The sequence below is a fragment of the Geodermatophilus siccatus genome (genome assembly GCF_900103785.1).
GTDB lineage: Bacteria > Actinomycetota > Actinomycetes > Mycobacteriales > Geodermatophilaceae > Geodermatophilus > Geodermatophilus siccatus.
In genome coordinates, this window is record NZ_FNHE01000002.1 from 139,247 (window position 1) to 151,355 (window position 12,109).

Genomic DNA, 12,109 nt, shown 5'->3' on the forward strand with positions numbered 1-12,109 from the left:
CCGGTCCCGGTGCGTCAGTGGTGTGACGTCGCCGACCGCGGCGATGTGACAGCCAGCAGAGGAGGACCGCCGTGCAGGCTCGCAGGCAGGACCGTGAGGCGCCTCCCCGGCGCGAGGCCGGCCCGGTGGGTCGTCGGGGTGGCGCGGTGGTGGAGGTGGCCGTGCCCGAGGAGCGCGGCAGCGTCCGCTACCTAGTCGACGACGTCGACGCCGCCGTCGCCTTCTACACGGGCCGGCTCGGCTTCGTCCTGGCAGCCGACGCCAGGCCCGCCCTCGCCGAGCTGGTGCGTGGCCCGCTCCGGTTGATCCTCAGCGGCCCGGCCAGCACGGCACGGCGGCCCATGCCCGACGGTCGCACGCCGGCGGCAGGCGGCTGGAACCGCATCCACCTCGTCGTCGACGACCTCGACGCCGAGGCGAGCCGGCTGCGCGCGGCCGGCGTCGCCTTCCGCAACGACGTCCTCAGCGGGCCCGGGGGCAGGCAGGTCCTGGTCGAGGACCCCTCCGGCAACCCCGTGGAGATCTTCGAGCCCGCCGGTGCCTGACCGCGCCGCCCACCGTCGACAGCGAGAGGACGAGCATGCCTCCTGACCTCCGCAGCACCGTGCTCCTGCGCAGTGAGGACTGCGGCGGCCACCTGTCCGTCGTCGAGAACGTCGTCCCGGCGCGCAGCGCGGGACCGCCACTGCACAGCCATGACTTCGACGAGACCTTCTACGTCCTGGAGGGCGAGCTCGTCGTCCGCGTCGGCGACGCCCTGCTGGCCCGCACCGCCGGACAGCTGGCCTTCGCTCCGCGCGGCATCGCGCACGCGCTCGCCAACCGCCGCGACGTCCCGGTGCGGTACCTGCTGGTGTGCACGCCCGCCGGCTTCGAGCGTCACTTCGCCCGGATCGCCGCACAGGCGAACGGGATCGAGCCGCCGCGGTGGGCGCTGGAGCCGGTTCCGGAGGTGGTGCCGCTCGGCCCGCCCATCCCGCAGGAGGTCCTCGACCTCCTGGAGTGACGTGCCACGGCACGACCCGACCGCGCCGAGCTGGACGGCAGGCTCCCGTCATCCCCAACGGTGACGACCCTCGACGAGTGCCGCCGATCGACGTCCGTGGGAGGGAGCGACCACTGGCGTCGGTCCGCGACCAGGAGGCGGAGCATGCGCGATCACCGCCGCCCACGCGCGCCGGGGACCTCCGATCCCCGACACGAGCGCCGACGACGACCGCGCCGCAGCCGGGGCGACCGAGGTGCGTCCGTAGCCGCTCCGGTCGCCCCGGGCCCGGGCTCAGGACCGGCGCAGGCCGGCGACCTGCAGCCCGGCGAAGGCGGCGACGACGACGGCCTGCAGCACGGTCCACGCCGCGCCGACGGCGGTGGGGCCGCCCACGCCGGTCCCGGCGACGACGAGGCTGCCGACCGCCCACAGCACGTTGGCCGCCACGACGGTGCCGACGGCGGGGGGCGTGGGCCGGGCGGCGACCGCGCAGACGACGGCTCCGATGAGGAGCAGGAAGACGCCGACGCCGCGCAGCCAGCCGGCGGGCAGGCCGAGCAGGTCGCCGAGCAGCGGCGCGGCGAGCAGGTAGGCGGCGCCGTTGGCCGCGGTGACGGCGGCGTCCAGGCGCAGCGCCAGCCGCAGCAGCGAGGGAACGGGACGAACGGTGGTGGTCATGGCCGACACGCTGCCGCGGGTCCGGGCGCCGGTCGATTACCCGGGAGGTAGGCGACCGGGCGCTCGCCCGTGCCGCCGCGGTGTGCCGGCCGAGCAGCCGGGTGTCGGTGTCCGGTGCGGTGGACGAGGCTGGTACCCGTGGCGAGCCGGACCCGCGACGTCGTCCTGAGCACGCAGGACCTCCGTGAGGTCACCGGTCGGGCCGCGGAGAGCGCGCAGGAGACGCCCACCAGGTGAAGCACGTCCTGGGGGCAGCGGCGCACGCCGCGAGAGCGGCCGAACTCGCGGCGGGCGGTGATCCACGTGTCGGTGCCGATTCCATCGAGCGAGCTCGCCGGCGCGCGACACCGGTCCTCGTCGACGTGCTCAGCCGCTGTCCCGCGGCACCGCCCGGTGGAGGACGCGTGGGGGAGCTGCTCCGCGATCTGGACGAGGCGCTGCGCCGCTGACCGGTCCGGCTACCGCGCCGAGAGCTGCCCGCTCCGGGCCGCGGCGTCCGCGGGCCGGTCCGGGGACGAGCGGCGCCCCAGCCCCAGCCAGGCGACGACCGCCGTCGTCGCGCACGCCGCGACGCCGACGACGGCGAGGGTCGTGTAGCCGCCGGCGGCCGGCGCCCCCGCGCCGGAGGGCGTGGCCGCGGCGAGCACGGTGGCGGTGAGGGCGCTGCCGAGCGCGAAGCCCACGTACCGCAGCACCTGGTTGAGGCTCATCGCGCTCCCGGTCTCCGAGGGCGGGACGGCCGAGACGACCAGCGCGGGGAACGCCGCGAACGAGGCCCCGACCCCCAGGCCGGCGACGGCCATGACGACGAAGAGCTGCCAGAGGTCCGTGCGGAGGAGGGCGAACAGGACGAACGCGGCGCCCTGCACCGCCGCCGCGACGGGAAGGACGACGTGCCGGCCCGCGCGGTCGGCCAGCAGCCGGGCGAGCCGCCCGCCCAGCACGCTCGCCGCCGAGAACGGCAGCAGCACGAGCCCGGCGACGACGATGGAGGTGCCGAAGCCCGCGCCGTCCGACGCCGGGGCCTGGGCCAGCACGGGCACGGCCGTGAGCAGCAGGTAGTTGGACAGCCCGACCAGCAGGGCCGCCGCGTGGGCGGTGCGCGCCGGGCGTCCCCGGGCGAGGCGCAGGTCGACCAGGGGCCAGGTCGTCCGGCGCTCCCAGACCACCCAGGCCCCCAGCGCGACCGCCGAGCCGGCGGCCAGCGCCCACAGCAGCGGCGATGCCCAGCCCCACGCCTCGACCTGGCCGAGGGCGAACAGCAGCCCGGCTACCCCCGCCCCGAGCAGGAGCGCGCCGACGACGTCCAGCCGCCCCCGCGGGGCCGCCGTCGACGGCGGCAGGACCGCCGCGCAGGCCAGCAGCGCAGCGAGGCTCACGCCGGCGCCGGCCCAGAACGCGGCGTGCACCCCGCCGAGCTCGGCCACCAGGCCCGCCAGGGGGTAGCCGAGCCCGACACCGGAGACCACCGTCACCGACAGCGCGGCGATGGTCGACCGCGACCGTGGCCCCTCGAGCGCCTCGCGGGCGGTGGCCATGGCCAGCGGGGTGAGCCCGAGCCCGACCCCCTGCAGCGCGCGGCCGGCGATCAGCCACCCCAGCCCCAGCGGCAGGGCGGCCAGCACGCCGCCGAGCGTCACGACCGCGAGGACGGCGAGGACGACCCCGCGCCGGTGCGGACCGTCGCCGAGCCGCCCGACGACCGGCGTGGCCACCGCGCCCACGAGCAGCGTGGCGGTCAGCGACCACTGGGCGCTCGGCAGCGTCGTCCGCATGGTCTCGGCGATCGCCGGCACCAGCGGCGCACCGAGGCTGCTGATGACGGCGACGACCGTGCCGACGAAGACCAGCACCGGGACGAGGGCGCGGGGGGACCGGGCGACCGTCATGGCCTCCAGGGTCCCAGATCGTTGCGTCGGTCAACCGGTGAGTCGCCCCACCGTGCACCGCCCGCGTCCCCGGTTGGCATCCTCGGGGCACCGCCGTCCGCGTGGCCCTGCCACCCAGCTCCCGGGGAGCCGACCGTGCCCGCGCCCGTCCCGCCCGCAGCGCCGCCGGCGTACTTCGAGCGTCTCGCCCCCGGCCGGTTCCGGGCCACCGAGCACACCGGCGGCGCGTGGTCGGTGACCGAGCAGCACATCAGCCCGCTCAACGGGCTGCTCGTGCACGCGGTCGACCGGTTCGTGGCCGAGCGCGGGACCGACGGACTGGTCACCGCCCGCATCGCGTTCGACATCCTCGGGGTCGTCCCGATCGCCGAGGTCGACGTCTCGGTGGAAGTGGTGCGCCCCGGGCGCACCATCGAGCTGCTCGAGGCCGTCGCCGTCGCCGGCGGGCGTCCGGTCCTGCGTGCCCGTGCGTGGCGCCTGGCGCGGCACGACACCGCGGCGGTGGCCGGCGGCTCTCCCGACCCGCTGCCCCCGCCGGACGGGCTGGCGTCGGCGGAGCTGTCGGGCGTGTGGCCCGGCGGCTACATCGCCTCGCTCGACGTCCGCCCGCTGCGCGCACCCGAGCCGGGTCGGGCCACCGTGTGGCTCGCCAGCCCGGTCGCCCTGGTCGCGGACGAGCCGGTCAGCGAGCTGGCCCGCTTCGCCGGCCTGGTCGACACCGCCAACGGCATCGCCGTGCGGGAGTCGCCGGAGGAGTGGATGTTCCCCAACGTCGACCTGACCGTCCACCTGCACCGGCAGCCCGCGGGCCGCTGGGTGGGCCTGGACACCACCGTCGTCTTCGGCCCGGACGGCTCCGGCCTCACCACGACCGTGCTCCACGACCGCACCGGACCGGTGGGCCGGGCCGAACAGCTCCTGACCGTGCGACCCCTGGTCTGACCTGGGCCCCGGGCGCGTGGACGGTGCGGTGGCCGATGCGTCCCTCCTGACCCGGCCAGGTCCCCTCCGGCCCTAGGCTCGCGCTCCTCGGCCGGCCGCGGAGGGAGCGTTCATGGGGACGATCGGTGTGGGGGTCATCGGCTTCGGGTGGATGGGCCGGGTGCACGCCCAGGCCCACGCCCGCCTCCGGCACCACTTCCCGGACCTGGGCCTGGTCCCGGAGCTCGTCGCGGTCGCCGACGACGTCCCCGGCCGCGCCGAGGCGGCCGCGGCGCAGTTCGGGTTCGCCTCCGCGACGGCGGACTGGCGCGAGCTGCTCGCCGACCCGCGGGTCGAGCTCGTCTCGGTGACCGCGCCGAACTGGCTGCACCGCGAGCTGGGCGTCGCCGTCGCGGAGGCCGGCCGGCACCTGTGGATCGAGAAGCCCGTGGGGCTCACCGCCGACGACGCCCGGGCGGTGGCCGGTGCCGTCGCCGCGGCCGGCGTGCAGGGCACCGTGGGGTTCAACTACCGGCACGCCCCCGCGGTGGCCCTGGCCCGCCGGCTGGTCGACGAGGGCGCGATCGGCCGGGTCACGCACGCCCGGTTCTCCTTCCTCAGCGACTACGCCGCCGCCCCCGAGGGCGCCCTGACCTGGCGGTACGAGCGGGCGCGGGGCGGCAGCGGCGTCCTGGGCGACCTGGCCTCGCACGCGGTCGACCTCGTCCGGCACGTCCTGCACGACGAGATCACCTCCGTGCTCGCCGACACCACGGTCTTCGTCCCCGAACGACTGCGCCCGACCGGCGCGACGTCCGGGCACGCCGTCGCGGCCGGTGGCGTGCCCGGACCGGTGGAGAACAACGACCACGTGGCCGCGCTGCTGCGCCTGTCGACCGGGGCCCGGGTGCTGCTCGAGGCCAGCCGGGTGGCCGTGGGCGAGCAGAACGCCTACGGCTTCGAGGTGCACGGGACGGCGGGGCGCCTGGCCTGGGACTTCCGGCGGATGGGGGAGCTGCAGCTCAGCCGCGGACCGGGCGCGCAGGACCAGCCGGTGGCCACCGTGCTGGTCGGGCCGGGAGCCGGGGAGTACGCCGCCTTCCAGCCCGGCGCGGGGACCGCGATGGGCTACGACGACCTCAAGGTCGTCGAGCTGCGCGACCTGCTCGCCTCGATCCGAGCCGGCCGGTCCGTCGGCGCCGACCTGGGCGACGCCGTCCGCGCGGCGGTCGTCCTCGACGCCCTCGTCGCCTCCGCGGCGAGCGGCACCCGCGTCGAGGTCCCGGCCGGCTGAGGTCCGCGCACCGGACGGTCCTCCCTGTGCGCAGCCGGGCGCGGAGAGGACCCTTGACGCTGCTGGTGGGCCATGTCACATTCCTCATGTCACTATGTCCAGACATACGGACCTCGTCGCGGGGGGCGGCGTCCAGGGACTGGGCAGGCAGCGGCCACCAGGGAGGTGGCCATCCCGACGAGGAGACGTGCATGAGGAAAACCCGGAGGTCGCTGCAGGCGGCGGTGGCGGTCAGCGCGGCGACCGTGACGCTGGCGGCGTGCAGCAGCCAGGGCGGCGCGCAGGACGCCGGCGGCGGCGGCGCCGCGGAAGGCGAGAGCTACACCATCGCGATGGTCACGCACGAGGCGCCCGGCGACACCTTCTGGGACAAGATCCGAGCCGGTGCCGAGGCGGCCGCCGCCAACCACAACATCGAGCTGAACTACTCCAACAACCAGGACGCCGGCGAGCAGTCGACGCTCATCCAGAACGCCATCGACCAGGGCGTCGACGGGCTGGCGACCACCCTGCCCACCCCCGACGCCATCGGGCCCAACGTGCAGAAGGCGGTCGACGCCGGGATCCCGACGGTCGCGTTCAACGCGGGGATCAACGACTACAGCAACTACGGCGTGGGCATGTACTTCGGCTCGGACGAGGACCTCGCCGGGCAGACCGTCGGCACGAAGCTCGCGGCGGAGAGCCCCGGGCACACGGTGTGCGTCATCCAGGAGCAGGGCCAGGTCCAGCTCGAGGCGCGCTGCGCCGGCGTGGCGAAGGGCCAGCCCGACACCGAGGTCCTCTACGTCAACGGCCGCGACCTGCCGGCGGTGCAGCAGACCATCGGGGCCAAGCTGCAGGAGGACGCCTCCGTCGCCAACGTGGTGGCGTTGGGCGCCGACATCGCCCTGGCCGCCCAGCAGGCCAAGACCGACTCGGGCAGCCAGGCCAACATCGCGACCTTCGACCTCAACGCCGACGTGGCCAAGCAGATCCAGGACGGCGGCATCCTCTTCTCGGTCGACCAGCAGCCCTACGTCCAGGGCTACATGGCCGTGACCTCGCTGTGGCTGAACCTCACCAACGGCAACGACATCGGCGGCGGTGGCCCGGTGCTGACCGGCCCGTCCGTCGTCGACCAGAGCAACATCGGCCCGATCGTCCAGTACGCGGAGAACAACACCCGCTGACCGCTGGGGGGAGCCGGGGCGACCCGGCTCCCCCCGCCCTCCCGCCCAGCACTGGAGCAGTCATGAGCTCATCCGTGGCGGCGAAGCCGTCCACCGCACCCCCGGCCGCACCTGCGGGTCGCGCCGAACGATCACTGGTCTCCCGCGTCCTCGGCCGTCCCGAGATCGGTGCGCTGGCCGCGGCGATCGTCATCTTCGCCTTCTTCTACGCCGTCGCCCCGGCGTTCCGGACCCTGCCGGCGCTGGCGACCGTCCTCTACGCCTCGTCGACCATCGGCATCGTCGCGGTCGGCGTGGCGCTGCTGATGATCGGCGGCGAGTTCGACCTGTCCGCCGGTGTCGCGGTGACCACGACGGCACTCGCCTCGGCGATGATCTGCTACCAGTTCAGCCTGAACATGTGGGTCGGTGTCGTGGTGAGCCTGCTCATCGCGCTGGTGGTCGGCTTCGTCAACGGCTACCTGGTGATGCGGACGGGGATCCCGAGCTTCCTCATCACCCTGTCGACCTTCTTCATCCTCCAGGGCATCAACCTGGGCGTCACCAAGCTGGTCACCGGCACGGTGGCCACGCCGAACACCAGCGCCATCGACGGGTTCACCTCCGCGAAGGCGATCTTCGCCAGCGACATCCCCCTCGGGTTCATCACGCTGAAGGTCACCGTGCTGTGGTGGCTGCTGTTCGTGGCCGTCGGCACCTGGCTGCTGCTGCGCACCCGCACCGGCAACTGGATCACCGCGGTCGGCGGCAACCAGGCCAGCGCCCGTGCGGTCGGCGTGCCCGTCCGCGCGACCAAGATCGGCTTGTTCATGGGCGTGTCGTTCCTGGCCTGGTTCCTCGGGATGCACCTGCTGTTCAACTTCAGCACGGTGCAGGCAGGCCTCGGTGTCGGCAACGAGTTCATCTACATCATCGCCGCGGTCGTCGGAGGCGCGCTGCTCACCGGTGGCTACGGCTCGGCCGTGGGATCGGCGCTCGGCGCCTTCATCTTCGGCATGACGACCCAGGGCATCGTGTACGCCGGCTGGGACCCGAACTGGTTCCGCGCCTTCCTGGGCGTGATGTTGCTGCTCGCCGTGCTGGTCAACCTGTACATCAAGAACTACGCAGCCCAGAGGAGATGACGTGACCGACACGCTCGCGGAGCACGCCGCACCGGACCTGAAGGCCGGCACGCCCCTCGTGGAGATGGAGGGCGTCGGCAAGAGCTACGGCGCCATCCGGGCCCTCGAGGGCATCAACCTCCGGGTCAACGCGGGGGAGGTCGCCTGCGTCCTGGGGGACAACGGCGCCGGCAAGTCCACCCTCATCAAGATCATCTCCGGGTTGCACGGGCACACCGAGGGCAAGCTCCTGGTCGACGGCCAGGAGCGGCACTTCTCCTCGCCGCGCGAGTCGCTCGACGCCGGGATCGCCACCGTCTACCAGGACCTCGCGGTCGTGGGGCTCATGGAGGTCTGGCGCAACTTCTTCCTGGGGTCGGAGATCCGCAAGGGCAAGTACCCGATGGCGCCGCTGGACATCAAGGCGATGCGGGAGATCGCCGACGCCGAGCTGCAGAAGATGGGCATCGTCGTCAAGGACATCAACCAGCCGATCGGCACGCTCTCCGGCGGGCAGCGCCAGTGCGTGGCCATCGCCCGGGCGGTGTACTTCGGCGCGCGGGTGCTGATCCTCGACGAGCCGACGGCGGCGCTGGGCGTGAAGCAGTCCGGCGTGGTGCTGAAGTACACCGCCGCGGCCCGCGACGCGGGCCTGGGCGTCGTCTTCATCACCCACAACCCGCACCACGCCTACCTGGTGGGCGACCACTTCATCATCCTCAAGCTCGGCCGCCGGGTGCTGGACAAGAAGCGCTCCGAGGTCTCGCTCGAGGAGCTCACCACCGAGATGGCCGGCGGCCAGGAGCTCGCCGAGCTCTCGCACGAGCTGAAGCGCTGAACGAGGACCCCGTCCTCCCCACCCTTCGCGAACTCAGGGCGGTGCCCGGGACGGGACCGCGGTCACGGCGCCCGCCGTGCCCGGACCACGTGGTCCGGGGACGGCGGGCGCCGTCGTGCGCCGTCAGGTCAGGGGGACGCCGACGCGGGAGAGGTCGTCGGCGAGGTGCGCGGTGTCGTTGAACCGGCGGACGCTCCAGCGCTCCCCGGCGAGCACCACCTGCGACAGCGAGGCGTTGCGACCGGTCAGGAAGGCGAACGGCGGTGCGCCCGTGGCCAGGGCGAGGGCCTGGGCGACGACCCCGCCGTGCGTGAAGACGGCGACCCGCTCGCCCGGGTGCGCGGCTCCGATCCGCTGCAGCGCGGCGCGGACCCGGGCGGCGAGTGACGCCGCCGGCTCCGCGCCGGGGATGAGGTCCCACCGCTGCTCGGCCACGACCCGCGCGGCCACCGGGTCCCCCTGGGCCAGGCGCTGGAGGACCAGCCCGTCCTCCCACTCGCCGAGGTGCAGCTCGCGCAGGTCGGGCTCGACCCTCGGCCGGATGCCGGTGGCGCCGAGCAGCGGCTGCGCGGTCTCCAGCGTGCGGCGCAGCGTCGACACGTAGACGGCGTCGACGCCGACGTCGCGCAGCCGCCGTCCCACCGCCTCCGCCTGCGTGCGGCCGAGCGGCGACAGCGGCGGGTCGCCCTGTCCGTCCTCGAGCCGGGCGTGGGGGTGGTCGGGGTGCGCGGGCACGACCTCGCCGTGGCGGACCAGGAGCACGTCGGTGGTGGGGGCGCGGTGCTCTGCGGGCACCGGGTCATCCTGCCCGGGCGGCCGCACCGGCGCCCCTGGATCCCCCCGGCACCGAACGGCCGCCCCCCAGGGGCCCACGCCGAGCCTGGTGACGTGCTGGAACGGCCCCCCTGCAGGGGCCCGCCCCGAGCGCCGGCGAGGGGTGGGGAGCAGGAGGGCCCTCGCTCACGGGGCGCTGGCGTGCCGTTCGGCCTGGGCGGTCAGCTCGGCGTCCAGCGCCTCGGGTGACCAGTCCTCCTGCAGCGCCCGCCAGACCAGCTCGGCCTGGGTCTCCGGGGCCAGCCCGCCGATCGGCTGGTCGCGGTCGAGGTTGGTCGGGAAGGCGTAGCCCTCGGCCGAGGCGGCGACCACGTTGCGCAGGGTCCGCTCGTCGCTGCCCGCCGCCCTGCGGGCGCGCAGCACCGGGTGGAGCGCGCGGCACATCGCCGTCCGGTCGACGGTCTCCATCGCCCGGCCGAACGCCGAGGAGACCTGCAGCAGGTTGGCCATGCGGCGGACGTCGGCCGACCGGTTGGTGCCCGCCCCGTGGAACAGCGCCGGGTTGAAGAACGCCGCGTCGCCCTTGCGCAGCGGCAGCTGGACGAAGTGCTCGTCGAAGTAGGCGGTGAACGCCGGCTGGTGGAAGGCGACGTACCCGGGGGCGTACTTCTGCGAGTGCGGCAGGTACATCGTCGGCCCGGTCTCCACCGGCATGTCGCAGTGGGCGACCGCGCCCTGCAGGGTCATGACGGGGGAGAGGCGGTGCACGTGGGCCGGGTAGGCCAGGGCCTGCTCCTCGGACATGAAGCCGAGGTGGTAGTCGCGGTGGGCGACCTGGGCCCTGCCACCGGGGTTCACCACGTTGACCTGGCTGGTGAGCTGGTAGCCGCGCCCCAGCCAGGCCTCGGAGACCAGGGCGATGACGTCGTTGGCGTAGTAGGCGGCGAAGGCCTCCGGGTCGCGGACGGCGAACTTGTCCAGCGCGCCCCACACCCGGTCGTTCGCGCCGGGCGTGGCGAAGTGGTCGCCCCCGACGACACCGGCCGCCTTCTGCTCGTCGATCATCGCCTGGAAGACGGCGGTGGCCTGGTCGACGACCCCGGTCTCGGGGAAGGCGCCGGCGAAGACGACGACCCCCGGCCCGTCGGCGAGCGCGCGGGCCAGCTCGGCCTGCACGTCCCGGCGCCCCTCGGGGGTGGCGACGGAGTCGCGCAGCCGCGACCCGTAGACGAGGACGTTCTCCCGGACCTCGTCGGCGTGCGGGTAGTCGGCCAGGTCGGTGGTCGTCTCGACGACCGCGCGGAAGTCCTCGAGGCGGCAGTCCTGCGCGGTGAACCAGCCGGGGGTGCGGCGGGCGGTGACCGGTGCGGCCATGGCGGCGTCCTTCCTGTGCGGGGTGGGATGTCGTCGAGCCTGACCGGCCGGTGCGGGGTCCACAAGGCCGCGGATCCCTCAAGAACCCGTCATCCGGCGGTGCTGCCGGTCGGCTCCCGCGCCGGGTCCGCTCCTGGCTGCGATGCTCCCCGGGCGGTCAGCCGACGGGCCTCAGAACTCCTCCCAGACGTCGGGGTGCTGCCCGTTGACCCGGGTGCCGTCGGCGAGCGTGGCGATGCCGGCCAGGTCCTCGTCGGAGAGCGCGAAGTCGAAGACGTCGAGGTTCTCGACCAGCCGGCCGCGGGAGGACGCCTTGGGGAAGGTCACCAGCCCCTGCTGCACGTGCCAGCGCAGCACCACCTGCGCCGGGGTCCGGCCGTGCCGCGCGGCGATCTCGGCGAGCACCGGCCGGCGCAGCAGCTCGCCGCCGTTGGCCAGCGGCGACCACGACTCGGTGACGATGCCGCGCCGGGCGTCGTCGGCGCGCTGCTCGAGCTGCGGCTCCCGCGGGTGGCACTCGATCTGGTTGACCGCCGGCACGGTCGAGCTCTCGGCGGCGAGGCGGTCGAGGTGCTCGGGCAGGAAGTTCGACACCCCGATGGCCCGGGTCAGCCCCTCGGCCAGCAGCTCCTCCATCGCCAGCCACGACTCGACGTAGCGGTCGAGCCGGGGGAGCGGCCAGTGGATGAGGTAGAGGTCGACGAAGTCAAGCCCGAGCCGGTCCAGGCTCGACCGCAGCGCCTGCTTCGCCGAGGCCGAGCCCTGCTCGCGGCCGCGCAGCTTGGTGGAGACGAACACCTCCTCCCGCGGGAGGCCCGAGTCGGCGAGGGCCCGGCCGACACCGCGCTCGTTCTCGTAGCTGGCGGCGGTGTCGACGAACCGGTAGCCGACCTCGAGCGCCTCGCCGACGATCCGCCGCGTCTCCTCGTCGGGGAGCCGGGCGGTGCCCAGCCCGAGCTGGGGGATCGCGACACCGTTGTTCAGCTGGACGTCCGGGACCGTGGTCATCCCGCCAGCCTCGTGAGCCGCCCGGCGCCCGGTCAACCTGGGCGCCCCCTCAGGGACCCCTCAGACTGGT

At 74.6% G+C, this 12,109-nt stretch carries 12 protein-coding genes; 7 read left to right on the forward strand and 5 right to left on the reverse strand.

All coding sequences use genetic code 11. The features are described 5' to 3' along the window. Positions 1–161 precede the first annotated feature (161 nt). Positions 162–545, forward strand: coding sequence for a VOC family protein (locus BLS21_RS03945; protein ID WP_091215080.1), 384 nt, complete (start codon positions 162–164; stop codon positions 543–545). Between the two features lie 35 nt (positions 546–580). Then, entirely contained in the window at positions 581–1,006 is a 426-nt protein-coding gene (locus BLS21_RS03950) for a cupin domain-containing protein (RefSeq protein ID WP_091214132.1), read from the forward strand. 273 nt (positions 1,007–1,279) lie between these two features. Here the strand turns inward: BLS21_RS03950 and BLS21_RS03955 are convergent, their stop codons facing one another. Beyond that, a complete protein-coding gene (locus tag BLS21_RS03955; RefSeq protein ID WP_091215082.1) occupies positions 1,280–1,666 on the reverse strand; it encodes a hypothetical protein in 387 nt (128 codons plus the stop codon). A 458-nt stretch (positions 1,667–2,124) separates the two neighbouring features. Next, positions 2,125–3,555 (reverse strand): MFS transporter, encoded by a 1,431-nt coding sequence (locus BLS21_RS03965; protein ID WP_091214134.1) that lies wholly within the window; start codon positions 3,553–3,555, stop codon positions 2,125–2,127. A gap of 135 nt (positions 3,556–3,690) precedes the next feature. On the opposite strand from BLS21_RS03965, the gene BLS21_RS03970 reads away from it, so the two are divergent. From BLS21_RS03970 to BLS21_RS03990, 5 genes are all read left to right on the forward strand, one after another. Next, the gene (locus BLS21_RS03970) at positions 3,691–4,497 is read left to right on the forward strand and encodes a thioesterase family protein (RefSeq protein ID WP_091214137.1); all 807 of its coding nucleotides are present in this window, start codon (positions 3,691–3,693) and stop codon (positions 4,495–4,497) included. A gap of 112 nt (positions 4,498–4,609) precedes the next feature. Next, positions 4,610–5,770, forward strand: coding sequence for a Gfo/Idh/MocA family protein (locus BLS21_RS03975; protein WP_091214140.1), 1,161 nt, complete (start codon positions 4,610–4,612; stop codon positions 5,768–5,770). Positions 5,771–5,961: 191 nt separating this feature from the next. After that, positions 5,962–6,942: a substrate-binding domain-containing protein gene (locus BLS21_RS03980; protein ID WP_091214143.1), complete on the forward strand. Its 981-nt coding sequence runs from the start codon at positions 5,962–5,964 to the stop codon at positions 6,940–6,942. Positions 6,943–7,004: 62 nt separating this feature from the next. Continuing rightward, a complete protein-coding gene (locus BLS21_RS03985; RefSeq protein WP_091214146.1) occupies positions 7,005–8,066 on the forward strand; it encodes an ABC transporter permease in 1,062 nt (353 codons plus the stop codon). A gap of 1 nt (position 8,067) precedes the next feature. After that, positions 8,068–8,883 carry an ATP-binding cassette domain-containing protein gene (locus BLS21_RS03990; RefSeq protein ID WP_091214149.1) on the forward strand — a complete coding sequence of 272 codons (816 nt, stop codon included), beginning with the start codon at positions 8,068–8,070 and terminating at the stop codon, positions 8,881–8,883. Positions 8,884–9,006: 123 nt separating this feature from the next. On the opposite strand, the gene BLS21_RS03995 is transcribed toward BLS21_RS03990, so the two are convergent. From BLS21_RS03995 to BLS21_RS04005, 3 genes are all read right to left on the reverse strand, one after another. Further along, positions 9,007–9,678, reverse strand: coding sequence for a histidine phosphatase family protein (locus tag BLS21_RS03995; protein WP_217635973.1), 672 nt, complete (start codon positions 9,676–9,678; stop codon positions 9,007–9,009). Positions 9,679–9,843: 165 nt separating this feature from the next. Beyond that, positions 9,844–11,031, reverse strand: coding sequence for a phytanoyl-CoA dioxygenase family protein (locus tag BLS21_RS04000; protein ID WP_091214153.1), 1,188 nt, complete (start codon positions 11,029–11,031; stop codon positions 9,844–9,846). A 171-nt stretch (positions 11,032–11,202) separates the two neighbouring features. Beyond that, a complete protein-coding gene (locus tag BLS21_RS04005; RefSeq protein WP_091214156.1) occupies positions 11,203–12,039 on the reverse strand; it encodes an aldo/keto reductase in 837 nt (278 codons plus the stop codon). Between the last annotated feature and the right edge of the window lie 70 nt (positions 12,040–12,109).

What these genes read in the sequence shown, in the direction of transcription:
- BLS21_RS03950 (WP_091214132.1), top strand. Translation starts at nt 581, where the DNA reads ATGCCTCCTGACCTCCGCAGCACCGTGCTCCTGCGCAGTGAGGACTGC.
- BLS21_RS03955 (WP_091215082.1), bottom strand. Translation starts at nt 1,666, where the DNA reads ATGACCACCACCGTTCGTCCCGTTCCCTCGCTGCTGCGGCTGGCGCTG.
- BLS21_RS03965 (WP_091214134.1), bottom strand. Translation starts at nt 3,555, where the DNA reads ATGACGGTCGCCCGGTCCCCCCGCGCCCTCGTCCCGGTGCTGGTCTTC.
- BLS21_RS03975 (WP_091214140.1), top strand. Translation starts at nt 4,610, where the DNA reads ATGGGGACGATCGGTGTGGGGGTCATCGGCTTCGGGTGGATGGGCCGG.
- BLS21_RS03980 (WP_091214143.1), top strand. Translation starts at nt 5,962, where the DNA reads ATGAGGAAAACCCGGAGGTCGCTGCAGGCGGCGGTGGCGGTCAGCGCG.
- BLS21_RS03985 (WP_091214146.1), top strand. Translation starts at nt 7,005, where the DNA reads ATGAGCTCATCCGTGGCGGCGAAGCCGTCCACCGCACCCCCGGCCGCA.
- BLS21_RS04000 (WP_091214153.1), bottom strand. Translation starts at nt 11,031, where the DNA reads ATGGCCGCACCGGTCACCGCCCGCCGCACCCCCGGCTGGTTCACCGCG.
- BLS21_RS04005 (WP_091214156.1), bottom strand. Translation starts at nt 12,039, where the DNA reads ATGACCACGGTCCCGGACGTCCAGCTGAACAACGGTGTCGCGATCCCC.